The following is a 20,553-nucleotide window of genomic DNA, read 5'->3' as shown; positions in this document are numbered from 1 at the left end:
AGGGGTCGGGGGAGCCGCGCGGCGCAGCGCCGCCGCGGCGCCGGGGCGTTACGCGTCGGCGGACGCGCGCGGACGATGGACGACCTGGTTGTCGCGGCCGTCGAGCAGCGGCGTCAGCACGATGTCGAACTCGATTTCCTTGTACGCATCGCTCTTCATGCCGAGCGCGGCGCCGCCGGTCTTGTCGACCACGTGCGGAATCAGTTCCTCGCGCGTCGCGTATGCGAAGTCGTCCCAGATCAGCGGGTCGCCTTCGATGTTGAACTGCGTCGTGAGCTTGCGATGGCCGTCGCCGGACACGAAGAAGTGCACGTGCGCCGGGCGGTTGCCGTGGCGGCCGAGGCCGTTCAGCAGCTGCTGCGTCGCGCCTTGCGGCGGGCAGCCGTAGCCGACCGGCATCAGCGTGCGGAATTCGTACTTGCCGTCGGCATCGGTGCGCACCGCGCCGCGCAGGTTGAACGCGGTCTGCGCGCCGGTCGGATCGAAGTGCGAGTAGAAGCCCTTCGAGTTCGCGTGCCAGCATTCGACGAGCGCACCGGCGAGCGGCTTGCCGTCGGCGCCCGTCACGGTGCCGCGGATCACGAGCGGGCCCGCGTCGGCATCGTCGTCGAGATCGATCTTCGCGACGCCGTCGCGCACGGGCGCGCCTGCCACGTACAGCGGCCCTTCGATCGTGCGCGGCGTGCCGCCGTCGAGGCCGGCCGCGCGGTCGGCCGCATCCATCCGGATGTCCAGATACTTCTCGAGCCCGATGCCGGCCGCGAGCAGCGCCGCTTCGCCGTCCTGGCCGAGCTTGTTCAGATAGTTGACGCCGGCCCAGACTTCGTCGGGCGTGATGTCGAGATCGTCGATCGCCTTGAACAGGTCGCTCAGCAGACGATGCACGATCTGGCGAAAGCGCGCATTGCCGGCGTCGCCGTTCAGGTTCGCGGCGGCCTTCAGCAGATCCTGCACTTCCTTCGTATCGAATACCTTGACGCTCATGATGGTGTCTCCACGTGTGTTTTAGGAAAAATCGACCGGCGCTCGCGCGGCATCGCGCGGCCGGCTCAGACGTCGTCTTCGCGAACCGACGACGGGTGGCGACACAACGGCGTCACCGAAATCTTCATGTACGGAAACAGCGGCAGCTGCGTCAGGATGTCGTGCAGCTCGGCGTTGTCCGCGACGTCGAAAATGCTGTAGTTCGCGTATTCGCCGACCACGCGCCAGATGTGGCGCCACTTGCCGCTGCGCTGCAGCGTCTGCGAATACGCCTTTTCGCGCGCCTTGATCTCGTCGGCCACGCCGGCCGGCATGTCGGCCGGCAGATTGACGTCCATTCGTACGTGGAAAAGCATCGTGATGATCCTGATACGTGTGTGGGGAATCGGGTTAGCGGACGACCTTCGTCAGCCCGTCGCGCGTAAACCGCGCGACCTTCTCGTCGTCGAGCTCGATGCCGAGGCCCGGGCCGCTCGGCACGGTCAGCTCGAACTCGCTGTAGTCGAGCGGCGTCGCGAGAATTTCTTCGGTGATCAGCAGCGGCCCGAACAGCTCGGTGCCCCACTGCAAGTTCGCGAAGCTCGCGAACAGATGCGCGGACGCGACCGTGCTCACCGCGCCTTCGAGCATCGTGCCGCCGTAGAGCTCGATGCCGGCCGCATCGGCGATCGTCGCCACGCGCTGCGCGGCGAACAGCCCGCCGCTCTGTTCGATCTTGATCGCGAAGACGTCGGCGCCGTGCTGCTTCGCGATGTCGAACGCGCTGTCCGGGCCCTGCAGGATTTCGTCGGCCATCAGCGCGACGGGGAAGCGGCGCATCAGCCGTGCGAGCGCGGCGGCCGATGCGACGGGCTGCTCGACCAGTTCGCAGCCGGCGTCCGCGAGCGCGGGCAGCGCGCGTGCGGCCTGCGTCTCGCTCCACGCCATGTTCACGTCGACGCGCACCGCCGCGCGATCGCCGAGCGCCTTCTTGATCGCGGCGACGTGGCGGATGTCGACATCGAGCGCCTTCGCGCCGATCTTCAGCTTGAACACGTTGTGCCGGCGCACGTCGAGCATGTGCTCGGCCTCGTCGATGTCGCGCGCGGTGTCGCCCGATGCCAGCGTCCATGCGACCGGCAGGCGCTCGCGGCGGCGTCCGCCGAGCAGCTCGCTCACCGGCACGCCGAGACGCTTGCCGTGCGCGTCGAGCAGCGCCGTTTCGAGCGCGCTTTTTGCGAAATGGTTGACCTTCACGAGCTTGCCGACATACGCCATCAGCGCCTGGATGCGCGTCGCGTCGCGGCCGATCATCGCCGGCGCGAAGTACGTGTCGATCGCGAGCTTCATCGCTTCGGGGCTTTCCGGGCCGTAGGCCATCCCCGCGATCGTCGTGCCTTCGCCGATGCCCGTCACGCCGTCGCTGCAGAACACCTTCACCAGCATCAGCGTCTGGCCGTGCATGGTCGCGACCGACAGCTTGTGCGGACGGATCGTCGGCAGATCGACGAGCCGGGTTTCGATGCGTTCGATGGTGATCATGGGATACGTCGTGTATGTGGGGTGCTTGGACCGATTTATACGTCTCGCCCAAATGCAGCGTCCAATACTTTTGGACACCCCTATCCATACCTGCCGGGTATTCGATATTCGGCTCCGCATCGGAATGACCGTGTTTTCCATACCTCACAAGATTGGTCGGACGACCGGGGAGCCGCGTCGGAGCGAGGTTCGCGACAAGTCGGCTGGCGCGGCGACGACGCGCCCGACGGCGCCGGTCCGATGGCCCGCAGCGGCAGGAGAAAACGCGCCCGACGATGCGCGATCAGGGTTTTCCTGAGGGGAAATGGCGGCACCGGCGCGGCCGGTCCGACGGCAATCGCGTTGCTCGCGGAGCCGATGAAGTTGTCTGCGGCCTGAATCGAATCGGTGAAGATGCCGCGGGCATGCGCGCGCATGCCGCTCGGCGGGCGCGGTGCGCGCGACGACGTCGCGCAGGCGATCGCGTCGCTTGCGTCGCCGCAAGCGGCATGGATGAGAGGACAGAGAGTGACGGACGACGGCGGGCTCGATGCACGGCAACCGCCGCGACGCGCGGGATGCGCGTGCAGACGAGCGCCGCACGCGCGGCGCCCGGCGCGCGACACGCGGCGCATCACGCCACGGGCGCACGCGGACGCGCGAGGATCAGTGCTTGTCGTCGACCTTCTTCGGCTTCGGCGGCGACGGCACCTTCGCGTACTGGAATGCCGGCGTCGCCTTCAGCGCGTCCTTCGTCGCGCCCGGCAGATAGATGTTGCCGCTGCGCACGTCGAGCGACGCGATCGGCACCGCGACGTCGTGCGCGGCGACACCGAGGAAGCCGCCGGCCGAGACGATCGCCGCCGACACGGAGCCGTCGGGTGCGACGATCAGGTCGCGCACGGTACCGACCTTCTGGTTCTGATCGTTGTAGACGGCTTTGCCGAGCACGCTCTTCTTCACGCTCCAGCCTTCCAGCAGCGCCTGCGATTGCTCGACGGTCACGCTGAGCGGCTGCGCGCCGGCGATCTGCGCGTGCGCGCTCACGCTCGATGCGAGGACGGCCACTGCGACGAGGGTCTTGTAGAACGCCATGCTTGTTTGCTCCGTTGAATGAGGAACGCTTCTGGCAGCAAAACCCGGACCGCGCCGGCCATCCGCGATACGGACCGCCGCCGCGACACCGGGCTTCGCCGAGGGATCGGCGGCACGGCCGCGCCGCCGCGTGCAGGTATCGAAGGGGCCGGGATCGCGGGCCGTCGATACGTCGCACGGCCCATGTTAGCGTCTGCGCGAAAGCGCTGCAGCGAGCACGATGTCGCAGTGCGCGCGCACCGTCACGCGTTGCGTGCGAACACGCGGCGATGACGCACGGCTTCGGCCAGCACGTCGAGCACGGGTTCGGTCTGCGCCCAGCTCAGGCATGCATCGGTGATCGACACGCCGTACTTCAACGGCACGCCGGGCTTCAGATCCTGACGGCCGGCTTCGAGATGGCTCTCGATCATCACGCCGACGATGCGGTGCTCGCCCTGCGACAGCTGGCGCGCGAGATCCTGCGCGACCTCGATCTGCCGCTCGTGCGACTTGTTCGAATTCGCATGCGAGCAGTCGACCATCACCTGCTCGCGCAGGCCCGCCGCGCGCAGCACGGCGCAGCTCGCGTCGACGTGCGCCGCGTCGTAGTTCGGGCCGTTCTTGCCGCCGCGCAGGATCACGTGCGCGTCGTCGTTGCCGCGCGTCTCGAAGATCGCGGCCATGCCCATCTTCGTCATCCCCATGAACGCATGGCTCGCGCGCGCGGCGACGATCGCGTCCGACGCGACCTGCACGCCGCCGTCGGTACCGTTCTTGAAGCCGATCGGGCAGCTGAGCCCCGACGCGAGCTGACGATGGCTCTGGCTCTCGGTCGTGCGTGCGCCGATCGCACCCCACGCGATCAGGTCCGCGATGTACTGCGGGCTCAGCAGATCGAGGAATTCGGTCGAGGCGGGCAAGCCGAGCGCGTTGATGTCGAGCAGCAGTTGCCGCGCGGCCCGCAGCCCTTCGTTGATGCGGAAGCTGCCGTCGAGACGCGGATCGTTGATGTAGCCCTTCCAGCCGACCGTCGTGCGCGGCTTCTCGAAGTACACGCGCATCGTGATCAGCAGATCGTCCTTCAGCGCATCGGCAGCGGCCTTCAGGCGGCGGGCGTAGTCGAGCGCCTGGTCGTGATCGTGGATCGAGCACGGGCCGACGACGAGCAGCAGCCGATCGTCGCGGCCGTGCAGGATGTCGCCGATCGCCTTGCGCGTATCTTCGACGAGCGTCTGCGTGGCCGCCGGCACCGGCAGTTCGTCGAGCAGCAGCGCCGGCGAAATCAGCGGACGCACGGCGCCGATACGGACGTCGTCGATGCGCGTCGTATCGAGCGTCGCGTCGGCGACGCCGACCTCGCGATCGTGCGTGGGATTGTCGAGCTTCTGCATGGGAATTCTCCGCGGGCGTCTGGATGGATCGGCAGGCTCGATTATGGCACCCGCGTCGGGCGTCAGTTCGCGTCGCCCGGCGCGTCGGCGTCGATCCCGAGTTCGGACGCCATGCGGCGCACCAGCGCGTTCAGCCGCGCGACTTCGTCCGCGAGACGCCTCTGCTCCGCCTTCAGCGCCTCGAACTCGGACGGCGCCACGGCCTCCCCGCCGCCGCCGTCGGCGCCCGCGAATTCGCCGACGTTGACGTCGCCGCACAGCAGATGCATCCAGCGGTTCTCGCGTGCGCCGGGCGCGCGCGGCAGCCGCACGACGAGCGGCGGCTCGCGCGTCGCGAGTTCGTCGAGAAACGCCTCGACCGACGAGATGTCGGCGAAGCCGTGCAGCCGCGCGCTGTTCAGCCGCAGTTCGGCCGCCGTCTGCGGGCCGCGCAGCATCAGCACCGTCAGCAGCGCGATCGCCTGGCTCGGAATGCCGAGCACGCGGTTCAGGTTGTGTTCGAAACGCGGCACGCGGCTGCTGCTGCCCTCGAACACGAGGCTCAGATGCTTGAGCGCGTCGAGCGCCGTCGTCACTTCGTCGTCGGTCACGTTCATCACCGGCGCGCGCGCGGTCTTCTGGTTGCAGCCCGCGGTCAGTGCATTCAGCGACAGCGGATAGGTATCCGGCACCGTGTGCTGCTTCTCGACGAGCACGCCGAGAATGCGGGCCTCGAGGGGCGTGAGTTCGCGAAGGGCGCGTGGCGTGGGCGTATCCGGCGTGGTGTTCATGAGTGGCGTCGCGGCAGCAGCAGAGAGGAATCGGTTCGATGCGCGTCCGGCAGGCGGACGGGTGACGCATATGATAGCTCGCGGCGAAGCGCGCCCGCGCAGGCGCGCGTGCCGCGTTTGCGCGTCGCGCGGTGCGGCGCTACGATAGCCGTTCATCCGGATTTCCACGACGCGATGCGACGCAGCCGCCCGGCGCGCGCCCCGTACCGTTTCGTTTTCGCGCGACGCCGCCGCGCGTGCGCGCTCCACGTTCTTCATCGTTCACCGACATGACTCCATCCGCCAGCGCACCGAACGTGCGCGCCATCGTCACCGGTCACACGCGCGGGCTCGGCGCCGCGCTCGCCACGCAATTGCTCGATCAGGGCATCGCCGTGCTCGGCGTGTCGCGCAGCCGACATCCGTCGCTCGCGGCCGCGTCGCACGCGCAGTTCGCCGAGATCGAGCTCGACCTGTCGGACGCGGCCGCCGTCGCCGCGTGGCTCGCCGGCGATACGCTGCGACGCTTCGTCGATGGCGCATCGCTCGTGCTGCTGTTCAACAACGCGGGGATCGTCGATCCGATCGGCCCGCTCGACGTGCAGGACGCGAACACGGTCGCACGCGCGGTCAACCTCAACGTCGCGGCGCCGCTGATGCTGTCGGCCGCGCTCGCGCAAGCCGTCTCGGCGCCGACGGAGAGCCGGATCGTGCACGTGTCGAGCGGCGCCGCACGCAATGCCTACGCGGGCTGGAGCGTCTATTGCGCGACCAAGGCCGCGCTCGATCACCATGCGCGCGCGGTCGCGCTCGACGCGAATCGCGCGCTGCGGATTGGCAGCGTCGCGCCGGGCGTCGTCGACACCGGCATGCAGGCGACGATCCGCGCGACCGGCGACGACCGCTTTCCGATGCGCGACAAGTTCGAGCAGTTGAAGGCGAGCGGCGCGCTGTCGACGCCCGAGGCGGCCGCGCGGCAGCTGATCCGCTACGCGCTGAGCGACGCGTTCGGCGCGACGCCGACGGCCGACGTGCGCGAACTGCCGGCCGCCTGATCCGCTAGAATCCGTCGATCGCCTTTGCCCGAGAGTTCCCCGATGGTCATGAAGACCACCGCGCCGTTCCAGCAGATCAAGACGCTCGTTCGCCAGAAAACCGAAGCGGGCGAATGGCGGCCGGGCGACCGCATTCCGTCCGAACTCGATCTCGCCGCGCAGTTCGGCGTCGCGCGCATGACGGTCAACCGCGCGCTGCGCGAACTGACCGAGGAAGGCGTGCTGAAGCGGATCGCGGGCGTCGGCACGTTCGTCGCCGAATCGAAGCCGCAGTCGAACCTGCTGATGATCGCGCATATCCGCGACGAGATCCGCGCGCGCGGGCACGCGTACCGATGCCGCGTGCTGAGCCAGTCGCGCGAGCCGGCGTCGTTCGACGTCGCCGCGGCGTTCGGCCTGCCGGTCAATACGCCGGTGTTTCATGTGGTGTGCGTGCACGAGGAAAACGGCCGCCCGATCCAGCTCGAGGACCGCTACGTGAACCCCGCCGCCGCGCCCGCATTCATCGATCAGGACTTCAGCCAGGAACCGCCGTCCGAGTATCTGTACAACAACGTGTCGCACGACGAGCTCGAGATCGAGCACGTGGTCGACGCGTCGCTGCCGACGGCCGAGCAGGCGCGGCTGCTCGACATGCGCGCGGACGAACCGTGCCTGACGCTCACGCGCCGTACGTGGACGAAGGGCGTGCCCGTCACGTTCGTGCACTTCCTGCATCCGGGCAACCGCTATCGGCTCGGTTCGCGCTTCAAGCCCGGCGCGGGGCGCCGCCAGACCTGAGCGCACGCGGCCGCGTGGGTGCCGCACGCATCGCGTGCGCGCGCGCGTTCGCGTTCAGATCGCGCTCGCCTGTCCCGCCTCGCGCGACCACACGATCGGAAACAGCGGATGCGCGAGCGGCGCGCCGTCCGGCAGTTCGTCGGCGAGACCGGGGAAGTCCGGCGACGTCTTCCAGCGACGCGGCGCGTGACGGATGTCGTCGCCGACGAAGCGGATCGAGAACGCGCGCCGCCGGTTGCGCGTGCCGCCCGACGCATGCAGCGTCAGCATCCGGAAGCAGACCATGTCACCGGGCTCGAGCGCCCAGCGACGGATCGGGAACGCGGCGCGGTCGGCTTCGATGTCCGGCAAGTCCGCGAGGCTGCCTTCCGGAAACCACTTCGCTTCCTTGTCCATGAACGTGCGCGGCATCAGCCACGGCCCGCGATGCGAGCCCGCGACGAACTCGAGCGTCGACTCGAGCGGCACCGGATCGACGGGAATCCACATGCTGACGTTGTCGTCGCCTTCGATGTTGTAGTACGGCTGATCCTGATGCCACGGCGTGCGCTGTCGCGTGCCGGGCTCCTTCACGAGTAGATGGTCGTGATGCAGCCGCACGGTCGCGGTGCCCATCAGCGCGGCCGCGACCGACGGCGCCGGCGAACGCACGATGAACTGCCGATACGCGTCGTTGTGCTGCCAGTTGCAGAAATCCTCGAAGAACCAGCCCGGATCGTCGGGGCGGCTCGCGACCTTCGCGCGTGCGCTCGGATGCGCGAGGTTCTCGTCGATGCCGGCGCGCAGCGCGGCCACTTCGTCCGGCGAAAAGATGCCGCGGATGCATACCGCGCCATCGGTGCGGAACGCTTCGATCAGGTCGGGCGTCACGGCTTGCGCGACACGCTCGGAGATGCTCGTCGTCATGATCTGCCTGCAGTCGGTTGAATGCGCGCCGCTTACTGCTTTGCGCCGTAGATGTCGAAGTCGAAGTATTTCGCGGCGATCTTCTGGTAGGTGCCGTTCGCGCGAATCGCCGCGATCGCGTCGTTCAGCCGCGACTTGAGCGCCGCATCGCCCTTGCGCAGCCCCATCGCGACGCCGAAGCCCGTGATCCGCGAGTCGGTGATGTCGTCGCCGGCGAACGCGAAGTGCTTGCCGCGCTCGGTCTTCAGAAACGAATAGCCGGCCTGCGTCTTGTCCTGGAACGTCGCGTCGAGGCGGCCGTTCACGAGATCCTGATACACCTGGTCCTGGTTCTGGTACGTGACGATCGTCACGCCCTTCGGCGCCCATTCGGCCTTCGCGTACATGTCCTGCGTCGTGCCCTGGATGATCCCGACGCGCTTGCCCGCGAGCGACGCAGCCGTCGACTGCAGCTTCGAGCCGGCCGGCGCGACCAGCGCGGCCGGCGACGCGTAGAGCTTGTTCGAGAAGTCGATCTGCTTCAGCCGTTCTTCGGTTGCCGTCATCGCCGACATGATCACGTCGAACTTGCGCGCGCGCAGCGCCGGAATCATCCCGTCGAAGTTCTGCTCGACCCATACGCATTTGGCATGCAGCTGCACGCAGATCGCGTCGCGCAGGTCGATGTCGAAGCCGGTCAGCGAGCCGTCCGGCTGTTTCGCCTCGAACGGCGGATACGTCGGGTCGATGCCCCAGCGGATCGTCGACGTGTCGTGCGCGAACGACACGAGCGGCGCGCAGGCGAGTGCAGTGGCGAGAAGCTTGGCAATCCGGTTCATGGCAGATCCTTTGGGTCTCGACGCGGCGCGCAGGCGCGCGACGTCCGGTGGATACGCCGCGCCGGATGCCGGCGCGGTGCGCGAAACAGGGGACTTCGATGACGTGCGGCGCAGTCTAGACCGCCGATTTTCGGTGCGCAAGACGGGAGCGACGCGCCCGCGCGCGGCTCTATGCGACGAGCGTTCGGTCGCGTGCGGGAAGTCGGATTGATTGGCGTTTGTTATCCGAACTTGAGCGGGACTTAGTCGCACTTTCCATGTTTACCCTGCCCTCTGTTCGACAGCGCACTCCCGGTTTTTTTCGGCTGCCGGCTTGCGACAGATGTCTATACCGCCCGCGAGCAATCGCGCCCGCTCCGGCGAAACCGCGATTGCCGGGCGTGGCGGCGCATGTTAAAAGTCGTCCCCCGCATTCGGAAACGCAATGCTCGCCCCACCAGAAGTGCAGAAATGAATAGACCTTTGTTCGACCTCGATCTGCTTCGCGCGCTCGTGATGGTCGCCGATTGCGGCAGCTTTACGGCCGCGTCCGCGCGGCTGCACTCGACGCAGTCGACGGTGAGCCAGAAGGTGCGGCGACTCGAGGAAATCGCGGGGCATCGCCTGCTCGATCGCGGCACGCGCGACGTGCGGCCGACCGATGCGGGCGTGACCGTGCTCAGCTATGCGCGGCGGATGCTCGCGCTGAACGACGAGATGCTCGAAGTGCTGGCCGGTGCGACGGTGGCGCTCACCATCCGGCTCGGCGTGCCGGACGATTTCGCGGCGGGCCGCACGACGCACGCGCTCGCCGCGTTCAAGCGCGCCCATCCGCAAGTGAAACTCGAAGTGACGTGCGGGCTGAGCCGCGACGTCAGCGCCGCGTACGATCGCGGCGAACTCGATCTCGTGCTGATCAAGCAGCGGCGCGACAGCCGCGAAGCGGTCGCGCGCTGGCCCGAGAAACTGCGCTGGATCGACAGCGCGAAGCATCCGTCGATCGATCTCGACCCGCTGCCGATCGTCGCGTTTCCGCCGCGCGGGCTCTATCGCGACGACATGATCCAGGCGATCGAGGCACGCGGCCGCCGCTGGCGCATCGCGTTCACGACGTCGAGCCTGAGCGGCATTCAGGCGGCCGTCGCCGACGGGCTCGGGATCAGCGTGCTGCCCGCGCGCGCGGTGACGGCCGAGCACATCGTGCTGACCGCGACGCAAGGCTTCGCGCCGATCGAGAACATGGACGTCGCGATCCTGCATCGGCCGACCGCCGATCCGATGGTGCGCGAGCTGACGAAGACGCTCGCGGACATGCTCGAACACGAGCAGTAAGCCGCGTGCCGCAAAGCGGCATGCGAGGCGGTGTGCGGCCACGCACGCGCCGCCGCGCACCGCCGTGCGCAGGTCAGACCAGCGCGCCGTTTCGCGCGACGATCTTCCCCGACGACACGACGAGCCGCCGCACCGGCCGTGCGACCACGGCCTCCGCGAGCGTCATTGCATCGACGAGCACGACGTCGGCGCGCGCGCCGGGCTGCAGCCCGTAAGCGTCGAAGCCGCAGCCGCGTGCGGCACCGTGCGTCACGCATTCGAGCGCGACTTCGAGCGCGTCGTCGCGGCGGAAGTCGTTGCGCATCGCGATCAGCATCGCGCGCTCGAGCATGTCGGGCGATCCGTACGGCGTCCACGTGTCGCGCACGCCGTCGTTGCCGCCGATGACGGTCACGCCGGCCGCGCGGCACGCGAGGACCGACGGCACCGGCACCGCGGCCGGCGCCGTCGTGACGACGGCGACGCCGAGCTCGGCCATCCGCGCGAGCAGCGCATCGCGCTCGCGTTCCGCGATGTCGCCGAGACAGAACGCGTGGCTGATCGTCACCTTGCGCTGCATGCCGAGCGCGGCCGTGCGCTGCAGGATCAGGTCGAGCGAATACGCGCCCATCGAGCCGCGCTCGTGCAGGTGAATGTCGAGGCCGCGGCCGTAGCGTTCCGCGATCGCGAACAGCACGTCGACCGCTTTCACCGGGTCGCCTTCGATTGCGCACGGATCGAGGCCGCCGAGCAGATCGGCGCCGGCCGCGAGCGCGTCGGCGAGCAGCGCGTCGGTACCGGGCCTCTTCAGCACGCCCGACTGCGGAAACGCGACGATCTGGATCTCGACCTGGCCGCGCAACGTCTCGCGCGTATCGAGCACGCGATGCAGATGACGCAGCCCCGCGTCGGTATCGACGTCGACGTGCGTGCGAATCCGCGTCGTGCCGGCCGCGAGAAACGCACGCGCGAGCGCGAGCGATGCCGCGCCGGCATCGTGACCGCTCGTCGCGCGATAGTGCCGCTCGTTCTCGATGCGATCGACGAGGCGCGGACCGACCGCGTTGCGATACCACGGCATGCCCCAATGCGTCTTGTCGAGATGCGTGTGGCCTTCGACGAGGCCCGGCAGCGCGATCGCGCCGGCGCCCTCCTCGATCGCGCAGCCGGGCGGCGCATCGAGCGACGGACCCGTGCGCACGACGCGGTCGCCTTCGATGAGGATGTCGAGCGCGTCGTCGGCGCCCGTGCGGACATTGCGGATCAGCAAGAAGGTCATGTCGATCTCGTGCGGTCAGTGTGAAGTCGAGCGCCGTGCGAGCGGGTGCAATGCAAGCTGACGGCGCGCGATGGGCGCCCGGTCCGCATCATCATCGCGCGAAATCGAGCGCGGGCGCGTACGGCGCGCCGCGGTCGCTTTCGCCGCGACGCACGACCCAGCGCTCGGCGGGCACGCCGGCGACGGCGGCCGCTGCGTTCGGCGCGCGCACCGCGACGAAGGTCGCGTCGCAGCCGACCGCGAGCCCGTAGCGTGCTCGGCCGATGGCGCGTGCGCCCGCGTGCGTCGCCATGTCGAGCGCGACGCGCAGCGCGTCGTCGGTGTAGAAGCCCGACCGATAGCCGATCAGCATCGCGCGCTGCAGCATGTCGCCGTTGCCGTACGGCCACCACGCGTCGCGAATGTTGTCGTTGCCGGCGAACACCTGCACGCCCGCGTCGCGCAACGCCAGCACCGGCGGAAACGCGCAGTCGCCCGGCGCGTTCGTCATGATCGACACGCCGGCGTCGGCCAGCGCGGCCGCGGTGCGCGCGACGACGTCGGCGCCGACCTGGCCGAGCGCATACGCGTGGCTCACGTTCACGCGCCCGCCGAGGCCCGCCGCACGCGTGCGCGCAGCGATCCGCAACAGTTGTGCGATACCGGTGTCGCCCGGCTCGTGCAGATGAATGTCGATCTTCACGCCGCGCTTCTCGGCGATGCCGAACACGATGTCGAGCTGGCCGTCCGCATCGCCGTCGAGCGTCGTCGGATCGATGCCGCCGACGACGTCCGCGCCTTCGCGCACGGCCGCGTCGAGCATCTCCGCCGTGCCCGCGCACGACACGACGCCGGCCTGCGGAAACGCGACGAGCTCGATGTCGACGATGCCGCGCCACCGTTCGCGCGCGGCCATCACCGCGTGCAGGTTCGCGAGGCCCGTCGTCGCGTCGACGTCGACATGGCTGCGCATCGCGACCGTACCGAATGCGGCGGCCTGCGCGATCAGCGCATGCGCGCGCTCGGTGATCGGCGGCGCGGCCGCGAGCTGACGCTTCTCGACCGCGAGCCGCTCGCGCAGCGAGTCGACCGGTTCGTGCGGCACCCAGCGGTCGCCGACGAAGCTTTTGTCCAGATGAATGTGGCCGTCGACGAAGCCGGGCAATACGACGCGGCCGTCGAGATCGATCGTTTCCGTGCCGGGCGCGGCGCCGCAGTCGCGGCCGATCGCAGCAAAACGGCCGTCGCGCACGAGCAGTTCGAGGGGCTGGCCGTCGGCGTCGACGGCATGGGTGAAGAGGCGGTCGGTCATCGTTCGTGATAGGGCGAAGGTCGCGGCGCGACGCCGGGGCGAACGGCAAACGTCGGACGGTGCGGCGCGACCGTGGATGGGGTGCGGCCACGATAGCGGACGGCGCGGCGCGAGGCCAATTAAATGTCACGATGCCGCGCATTCGATTTCGCGATGCATGCGCGAGGGCCGCGCATACGGCCGGCGCGGCCCGCAGCCCGCGCGTGGAGCGACGCCGCAACAGACTTTACACGTTGTTACCCGGCCGCACCGGACGCGCATCGGGCCATTCCTTATACTCACGCCCAGTTCGCCTCCGTCCCGGAATCCGTCGGCGAACACGTGCCGATTCAGGAAACCCCATGATGCGCCTGCCTTCCAAGAAGACCGTCCTGTTTGCGTCGCTCGTCGCCGTCGCGGCGCTTCCGCTGACCGCGTGCGTCGCGCCCGGCTACGGTCCGTACGGCGCGCAGCCCGGCTACCCGCAGCAGCAATATGCGACGCCCGGCTATGCGCAGCCCGCTTACACGCAACCGGGCTACGTGCAGCCCGCGTATCCGAACCAGCCGTACGACTCGCAGCAGCAGTACGGGTCGCAGCCGTACGGCAATCAGTACGGGAATCAGTATGGGAACCAGTATGGCGGCCAGTACCAGAACGCCTACGGCACCCAGTACGGGACCGTTGCGAACATCCGTCCGATCAACAGCGCGGTCGGCCCGTCCGGCGTCGCGGGCACCGTGGTCGGCGCACTGATCGGCGGCGTGCTCGGCAATCAGATCGGCCGCGGTCACGGCCGCGATGCGGCCACCGTGATCGGCGCGCTCGGCGGCGCCGTTGCGGGCAATCAGATCGGTCAGCAGATGGGCGCGCAGCAGGCGCCGAGCGGCTATCGGATCGACGTGCAGGTCAGCGACGGTTCGATGCGCTCGTTCGACGTACAGTCGCCGGGCGACCTGCGCCCTGGCGATCGCGTACAGATCAACGGCAGCCAGCTGTCGCGCTACTGATGTCCGGTCCGCGCGCGACCGGTTTGCCGATCGGTTGCGCGCGCAACGACGATTCTTCACGGACGTGCCGCAACCCGGCACGGTCGCTTGCGCGCTTCGTGGGCATCGGTCGCCGTTGAGGCGAGCGACATGCAGCACGCAACACGCATAAGCAGCCTTTCACATCGGCATCGTTCACGCCACGCATCGCCGAACCATGGCGCGCGCCGCGCCGGCGTACGAACCGCCCTCCCGCATCCTCTCCTCCGCCAGGCCGCATCGAACTGGCGCAACGTCTCAGCATGCGCGTGCGTTTTCGCTTAGCATCGACGTTCGCTGCCGCCTATCGGGCAGCGCCTCCCGACATTCGAAGCGCTTGCGCGCATACCGACCGATGATCACGATCCGCCTGCTCGACGCCGCCGACGCGGCCCCGTTCCAGTCGCTGCGCATTGCCGCGATCCGCACGTCGCCGACGTCCTTCCTGCCGACCGAAGACGAAGTCGCGGCCGTGCCGGTCGAAACCTTCGCGGCGCAGATCGCGCCGACGCACACGCAAGCCGTGTTCGGCGCGTTCGACGGCGATACGCTGGTCGGCAGCACGGGCGTGCGACGCGACGCGCACGCGAAGGTCGCGCACAAGGCGACGATCTGGGGCGTGTATGTCGACGCCGCGTATCGCGGCCGCGGCATCGCGCAGTCGCTGCTCGAACACGCGATCGGGCATGCCGAACGCGTGTGGCAGTGCGCGCAGCTAATGCTGTGCGTGAATGAACTCAACGCGACCGCGGAACGGCTCTATGCGTCGCTCGGTTTCGAGCGGTTCGGCACCGAGCCGCGCTCGCTGTGCGTCGACGGTCGCTTCTACGACGAGCACCACATGGTGAAGCGCATCGCATGATCGGCGCAGCGGCGCGCAGCGCGAGACCGCTCGCCGCTTCTTGCTGCCACGATCAACGCGAATCGGTGATCGTCGTGTTGACCGTCTGTCCCGCAATCACGACGTTGCGCAGCGTCATCCCGCTCACGTTGAACGCATAGATCGGGCCCGGCGACGTGACGGTCGGCGTGCCCGATGCGACCGGCGTGCCGAAATCGCAGTTGCTGATCGTTACGCCGGCGATCGGCTGCACGGTCGGCGCGGGCGACGCGCCGTTGTAGTCGAATGCGACCGGCCCCTGCGCGACGATCGCCTGAAAGCACGATGCGGTCACGCCGTTCAGCGTCACGTTGCGCGCGGTCACGTCGGCGATCGTCACGTTCTGCACGACCGGCGCCCGCGTGCGCACGGCGTCGTTCGCCGGTTGATAGTCGCAATCGAACGTGACGATCCCGCCTTGCGCGGCCGACGGATTGCCGGCGGCCGGCGTCACGACGCCGAGCGGCACGCTCGCGTTGATCGGGCTGCCCGCGAGCAGCGCGCTGCCGTAGCCGCCGCCCTTCAGCGTGACGCCGTTCGGCAGCGACACGCCCTTCACGTGAAAGTCTTTCACGTAGCCGCCGCGATTCATGTTCGTCTTCACGCGAATCGCGATGTTCAGCGGATTGGTCTGCCAGTTCGCGTTCAGCATCGACAGGTTCGTCGCGTAGATCTGCTCGACGCCGCCGCCCATCTCGCTGCCGAGCGTGATCCCGCCGTGGCCGCTGTTCATCGTGCAGTTGCGCACCAGATGCCGCTTCGCCGGCCCGTACTCGGTGTCGCGGTTCTTGCCGGACTTGATCGCGATGCAGTCGTCTCCGGTGTTGAACGTGCAGTCCTCGCACAGCACGTCGGTGCATGCGTCCGGATCGAAGCCGTCGTTGTTCGGGCCGATGCTGTTGGTCGTCACGCCGCGGATCACGACGTTGCGGCACGCGGTCGGATGGTGCTGCCAGAACGGCGTGTTCTGCGTCTGGTAGTTCTCCATCAGCACGTTCGTGCAGCCGATGAATTCGACCATGCACGGCCGCAGATAATGACCGAGCCCGAAGATGCGCTTGTCGACCGGCACGCCGGCTTCCGAGAGCGCGGGCAGATAGTTCTGGTCCTGCTGCCACGGCGTGACGGGCGACGTCAGCATCGCGTACAGCGCATCGGGGATGCCGGGCGCGACGATGCGCAGATCGACGTTGTTCGGATTCGCATACGCCTGGCTCGGCACCGACGCCGCCGCGCCGTACGCGCCCGAGGAGCCCTTGTACGTCCACCAGCACACGCTGCCGTTGCCGCTGCCGGCAAACGGCGTCATCGCCTGCCCGTTCAGCACCGACGTCGGCCCTTCGCCGGTCAGCGCGATGTTCACCGCGTTGCGCGCGTACACGGGCGCGCCGTAGTTCAGGCAGTCGTTAGCCTGCCAGCGGCTGTAGTACAGCCGGCCGTTCGCGCCGCAGTCGACGGGGCCGTCCTTCGCGTAGTCGGCCGGGTTCGGGCTGAAATAGATCGTGCAGTTCGCGCTCAGATGGAAGTTCACGTTGCTCTGCAGCACGATCGGGCCCGCGCAATACCAGTTGCCGGGCGGCACGACGACGCGGCCGCCGCCTTCGCGCACGCACGCGTCGATCGCGGCGAGAAACGCCGGACGCGAGTCGAACGCGCCGGGCGCCGTCGTCCGGTCGGCACCGGGGCTCACCGGCGATTTCGCGGCGTTCGTGTACGGCGACGTTTGCGGGACCGTCGTGCACGGACGCGCGCCGTAATGCGTGACGTCGAAGTCGCGCGCGCGGAACGCAAGCCGCGACACGTGCGCGAGCGACGCGGCGATCCGCGCGGCCGCGCCGTGCTCGCCCCAGATCAGGTCGACCGCGGACGACGCGGGCAGGTTGCCCGCCCAGGCGCGCGTGGCCGCGAGCGGGCCGCCGAGCACCGTGCCCCCGGCCAATGCACCGGTCCAGCCGAGGAAGGCGCGGCGCGACAGGCGCTTCGGCGAGCGCGAACGAACGGACGAAGACGAACGGTGGCGGGCAGCGGCCATGAACACTCCTTCAAATCGATAGAGGGCGGGCGACGCGCCGGGCGGCACGCCGATTATTCATATGTCGTCGTACTACTTGGAGCAGTCTAGTCGCGAATCGCGCGTTCGATGTATTTGTCGTTTACCCTGCTTGTACTGGGGCTTCTGTCTGACGTGTGCGCCCACTCACATCGGCGACTTCCGCTGTGTCGACATACGTTGTCGTATGTTTATGCGCACAAACCATCGCCTGCCGCGCGTGGCGCCTCGTGTCCGCCCCCGTGATTCCGCCCCTGTTCAGCGGCCCGCCGCGCACGCTATCGTGTCTGCTCCTTCACAACCAGGAGCCGCACTTGTCTTCCCGCCACGGAGTCGACCTCACCCGCGCCCGCGCGCTGTTCGACCGCGAGCGCCGCGCGTTCACCGAAGCCATGCCGATTTCCCGCGCGCTGTCCGCGGAAGCGGCGGAGCATCTGCTTTTCGGCGTGCCGTTGCACTGGATGCAGGATTGGTCGACACCGTTTTCGCTGTACGTGAAGGAGGCGCGCGGCGCGACGTTTACCGACGTCGACGGGCACCGCTACGTCGACTTCTGTCTCGGCGATACGGGCGCGATGTTCGGCCATGCGCCCGAGCCGGTCGCACGCGCGCTCGCCGAGCAGGCGACGCGCGGCTACACGACGATGCTGCCGAGCGAGGACGCCGCGTGGGTGTCGCGCGAGCTCGCGCGCCGCTTCCGCCTGCCGTTCTGGCAGTTCGCGCTGAGCGCGAGCGATGCGAACCGCTTCGTGCTGCGCTGGGCGCGCGCCGCGACGGGCCGCAACACGATCGTCGTGTTCAACGGCTGCTATCACGGCACCGTCGACGACGTCTTCGTCGATCTCGTCGACGGCCGCCCGGTGCAGCGCGACAGCCTGCTCGGGCAATCGTACGACCTGCTCGCGAACACGCGTGTCGTCGAATTCAACGATCTGGACGCGCTCGAAGCGGCGCTGAAGCACGACGACGTCGCGTGTGTGATCGCGGAACCCGCGATGACGAACATCGGGATGGTGCTGCCCGAGCCCGGCTTCTGGCGCGAGGCGCGCGCGCTCACGCGCCGCCACGGCACGCTGCTCGTGATCGACGAAACGCACACGATCAGCAGCGGCCCCGGCGGCTACGCGGTCGCGCACGATCTCGAGCCGGACGTGCTCGTGGTCGGCAAGCCGATCGCGGGCGGCGTGCCGTGCGCGGTGTACGGATTCAGCGCCGAATTCGCCGAACGCGCGAAGCAGGCGAAGCTGAACGCGCCGCCCGGCCATTCGGGCATAGGCACGACGCTGACGGCGAACATGCTCGCGATGCACGCGATGCGCGCGACGCTCGCCGAGGTCGCGACCGACGCCGCGTATGCCCACATGTTCGAACTCGCCGCGCGCCTCGCGGCAGGGCTCGAGCAGACGATCGCGAAACACGCGCTGCCGTGGTGCGTGACACGCATCGGCGCGCGCACCGAGTTTCAGTTCGCACCGACACCGCCGCGCAACGGCACGCTCGCCGGCGCGCAGCTCGACAGCGAGCTCGAGCACATCGTGCATCTCTACCTGTTGAACCGCGGCGTGCTGATCACGCCGTTCCACAACATGATGCTCGTGTGCCCGCAGACGACGGCCGACGACGTCGACCGGCTCGTCGCCGAGTTCGACGCGTGCCTGAGCGAGCTGACCTGAGCGCTTGAACCGCGCGGCGACACGCGCGGCCGGTCCGTCGCCGGTCGCCGGTCGCCGGATCGCGCGATCGCCGGACCGCCGGACCGCCGCGCGCACCGCTCGCGCGCTCAGCGGCAACTGAAGCTCGCCGCCGAATTCAGATCGCCCGAGCCGTTATAGCGAGCAACCTGCGGATACGGACACAGCGGCCGCGTACGCCCCGTGCCCCACGACGCGGGCACCTCCGCATTGGGCACCGGATTCGCCGCATCGCGCGCGGCCGCGACGATCGCACCGGGCGCCTGCCCCTGCTCCACCCACGCGACGAGCGGCGTCAGCATGTCGAACTGGTCGGTCGCCGGCCCGCCCGAGCAATGGTTCATCGCCGGCACCGGATAGAAGCGCGCGAAATCCGACGCATCGCCGCCGTTCGCCTGCGCGAGGCGTGCATACCAGTCGCGCGTGTCGTTGAACGAGAACACCGGATCGCCGGTGCCGTGATACACGAGCAGCTTCGCACCGCGCTGCTTCAGCGCGCCGAGGTTCGTTTCGTCGGGCGGCGTCATGAACGACCACGCCGATTGCGTGTACGCGCCGCTCGTCGCGAAAATCGCCGGCGCATCGTTGTCCATGTCGAAGCCGAGCGCGAAACCGGCCAGGTTGGCGAGCGTCGACGCGGGCTTCGGCGGCGTCATGAACGTGAACGCCATCGCGGCCGGATCGAGCGCGATCGAGTTCGACTGCTTCCACGCGGCCCAGCCGCTGCCGGCCACGCCTGGATCGTACGGAAAGCTCGCGTAGAGCGCGGCGCCCGCGCTGTTGCGCGCACCGGCGAACACGTTCGCGAGCGCGGTCTTTTGTGCCGGCGTCAGACACGCACCGGTGCGCGTGCCGTTCGCGCAGTCCGGTATGTCGGCGTCGAGGCTGAAGTGCGCCTGGCATGCGGCGACGTCCTGCACGATCCCGTCGGCCGCGCCGTCGAGCGCGTCGCATTTGGCGAGAATCGCCGCGCCGACGAAGCGGCGCTCCGCATCGTTGAATCCGCTGCGGATGTCCGGCAGCCCGTTCGCGCCCGTCGCCGACGCGATCTTCGCGAACTGCTGCGCGCCGTACATCTCGCCGATCGCCGCCTTTGGCAGATGGAAGCCGGGATCGCCGGCGACGATCCCGTCGTAGTCGGCTGCGTTGCGCACGGCCGTGACCATCGCGTGACGGCCGCCGTTCGAACAGCCGCCGAAATAGCTGCGGTCCGGCGCCTTCCCGTATGCGATGCGGATCACCTGCTTCGCCATCGGCGTCAGCGCATCGACGGCGCCGTAGCCGTAATCGATGCGCGCCTGCGGATCGACGCCGAACAGCGGATTCTGCGCGGCGCTGTGCCCGGAATCCGAGCTGATCACCGCGAAGCCCATCGCGAGCGCATCGGTCAGCGGGCCGCCGCCGCCGATTTCGCCGGTCGCGGTCACGACGTTGCCGTCGAGTCCGCCGTTCGCCTGATAGAAGAAACGGCCGTTCCAGGCCTTCGGCAGGCGCATCTCGAAGCCGATCGCATAGGTGTTGCCGTCGACCGCGCTCACGCGCTCGTTCATCTTGCCGGCGATCACGCAATGCTCGGGAACCGGCCTGCCGGCGACGGTCAGCGCGCCGGCCGCGGCGGTCGTCACCGACGTGAACGACGTGTTCGCGTACGCGAGCTTCGCGGCGAGCGCGTCGCAGGTCTGCGTCATCGCGGCCGGCGTCGCGGCGCTCAGATGCGTCGGTGCGGACGTCACCGAATCGTCGCCGCCGCACGCGGCGAGCAGTGCGGCCGACAGCGGCGCCGCGCACAGCAGTTTGCGGTTCAT

18 protein-coding genes are annotated in these 20,553 nt (G+C 68.8%); 6 read left to right on the top strand and 12 right to left on the bottom strand.

The window, feature by feature from the left end; genetic code table 11:
• Positions 1-48: 48 nt before the first annotated feature.
• From catA to BCR55_RS21590, 6 genes are all read right to left on the bottom strand, one after another.
• Positions 49-984: a catechol 1,2-dioxygenase gene (gene catA, locus BCR55_RS21615; RefSeq protein ID WP_006412149.1), complete on the bottom strand. Its 936-nt coding sequence runs from the start codon at positions 982-984 to the stop codon at positions 49-51.
• Positions 985-1,049: 65 nt separating this feature from the next.
• Positions 1,050-1,340, bottom strand: coding sequence for a muconolactone Delta-isomerase (gene catC / locus BCR55_RS21610; protein ID WP_006407850.1), 291 nt, complete (start codon positions 1,338-1,340; stop codon positions 1,050-1,052).
• Positions 1,341-1,374: 34 nt separating this feature from the next.
• On the bottom strand, positions 1,375-2,505 hold the full coding sequence (locus BCR55_RS21605) for a muconate/chloromuconate family cycloisomerase (RefSeq protein WP_053298112.1): 1,131 nt from the start codon (positions 2,503-2,505) through the stop codon (positions 1,375-1,377).
• A 645-nt stretch (positions 2,506-3,150) separates the two neighbouring features.
• A complete protein-coding gene (locus tag BCR55_RS21600; RefSeq protein ID WP_006397467.1) occupies positions 3,151-3,579 on the bottom strand; it encodes a PRC-barrel domain-containing protein in 429 nt (142 codons plus the stop codon).
• A 242-nt stretch (positions 3,580-3,821) separates the two neighbouring features.
• The gene (locus BCR55_RS21595) at positions 3,822-4,952 is read right to left on the bottom strand and encodes a 3-deoxy-7-phosphoheptulonate synthase (RefSeq protein WP_006407846.1); all 1,131 of its coding nucleotides are present in this window, start codon (positions 4,950-4,952) and stop codon (positions 3,822-3,824) included.
• Between the two features lie 62 nt (positions 4,953-5,014).
• Positions 5,015-5,722: a YceH family protein gene (locus tag BCR55_RS21590; protein WP_065496713.1), complete on the bottom strand. Its 708-nt coding sequence runs from the start codon at positions 5,720-5,722 to the stop codon at positions 5,015-5,017.
• Between the two features lie 269 nt (positions 5,723-5,991).
• Between BCR55_RS21590 and BCR55_RS21585 the strand changes: the two genes are divergently transcribed.
• Positions 5,992-6,756, top strand: a complete 765-nt coding sequence (locus tag BCR55_RS21585; protein WP_035948577.1) for an SDR family oxidoreductase — start codon at positions 5,992-5,994, stop codon at positions 6,754-6,756.
• Between the two features lie 42 nt (positions 6,757-6,798).
• A complete protein-coding gene (hutC, locus tag BCR55_RS21580) occupies positions 6,799-7,536 on the top strand; it encodes a histidine utilization repressor (protein ID WP_006407842.1) in 738 nt (245 codons plus the stop codon).
• 54 nt (positions 7,537-7,590) lie between these two features.
• On the opposite strand, the gene BCR55_RS21575 is transcribed toward hutC, so the two are convergent.
• Both BCR55_RS21575 and BCR55_RS21570 read right to left on the bottom strand, forming a co-directional pair.
• Complete coding sequence (locus BCR55_RS21575) at positions 7,591-8,442, bottom strand: phytanoyl-CoA dioxygenase family protein (protein ID WP_006412147.1); 852 nt, start codon at positions 8,440-8,442, stop codon at positions 7,591-7,593.
• A 32-nt stretch (positions 8,443-8,474) separates the two neighbouring features.
• A complete protein-coding gene (locus BCR55_RS21570) occupies positions 8,475-9,260 on the bottom strand; it encodes an ABC transporter substrate-binding protein (RefSeq protein WP_065495893.1) in 786 nt (261 codons plus the stop codon).
• Positions 9,261-9,710: 450 nt separating this feature from the next.
• Between BCR55_RS21570 and BCR55_RS21565 the strand changes: the two genes are divergently transcribed.
• Complete coding sequence (locus BCR55_RS21565; protein WP_035948573.1) at positions 9,711-10,571, top strand: LysR family transcriptional regulator; 861 nt, start codon at positions 9,711-9,713, stop codon at positions 10,569-10,571.
• Positions 10,572-10,644: 73 nt separating this feature from the next.
• Here BCR55_RS21565 and BCR55_RS21560 read toward each other — a convergent pair whose 3' ends face one another.
• A complete protein-coding gene (locus BCR55_RS21560; protein WP_065495889.1) occupies positions 10,645-11,829 on the bottom strand; it encodes an amidohydrolase family protein in 1,185 nt (394 codons plus the stop codon).
• Positions 11,830-11,920: 91 nt separating this feature from the next.
• Positions 11,921-13,120, bottom strand: coding sequence for an amidohydrolase family protein (locus BCR55_RS21555; RefSeq protein ID WP_065495888.1), 1,200 nt, complete (start codon positions 13,118-13,120; stop codon positions 11,921-11,923).
• A 341-nt stretch (positions 13,121-13,461) separates the two neighbouring features.
• Here BCR55_RS21555 and BCR55_RS21550 point away from each other — a divergent pair, with 341 nt between their 5' ends.
• Entirely contained in the window at positions 13,462-14,109 is a 648-nt protein-coding gene (locus BCR55_RS21550; protein WP_006411458.1) for a glycine zipper 2TM domain-containing protein, read from the top strand.
• Between the two features lie 373 nt (positions 14,110-14,482).
• On the top strand, positions 14,483-14,989 hold the full coding sequence (locus BCR55_RS21545; protein ID WP_065495887.1) for a GNAT family N-acetyltransferase: 507 nt from the start codon (positions 14,483-14,485) through the stop codon (positions 14,987-14,989).
• A gap of 52 nt (positions 14,990-15,041) precedes the next feature.
• Here the strand turns inward: BCR55_RS21545 and BCR55_RS21540 are convergent, their stop codons facing one another.
• Positions 15,042-17,039, bottom strand: coding sequence for a glycoside hydrolase family 28 protein (locus BCR55_RS21540; protein ID WP_065495886.1), 1,998 nt, complete (start codon positions 17,037-17,039; stop codon positions 15,042-15,044).
• 332 nt (positions 17,040-17,371) lie between these two features.
• On the opposite strand from BCR55_RS21540, the gene BCR55_RS21535 reads away from it, so the two are divergent.
• Positions 17,372-18,730, top strand: coding sequence for an aspartate aminotransferase family protein (locus tag BCR55_RS21535; protein WP_053298104.1), 1,359 nt, complete (start codon positions 17,372-17,374; stop codon positions 18,728-18,730).
• A gap of 107 nt (positions 18,731-18,837) precedes the next feature.
• Here the strand turns inward: BCR55_RS21535 and BCR55_RS21530 are convergent, their stop codons facing one another.
• Complete coding sequence (locus BCR55_RS21530) at positions 18,838-20,553, bottom strand: tannase/feruloyl esterase family alpha/beta hydrolase (protein WP_201776347.1); 1,716 nt, start codon at positions 20,551-20,553, stop codon at positions 18,838-18,840.

Origin of the sequence: Burkholderia sp. CCA53 (genome assembly GCF_001685525.1) — a bacterium.
Lineage (GTDB): Bacteria > Pseudomonadota > Gammaproteobacteria > Burkholderiales > Burkholderiaceae > Burkholderia > Burkholderia multivorans.
The sequence above is the reverse complement of the archived record's forward strand: the minus strand, read 5'-3'. Positions and strand labels throughout refer to the sequence as shown.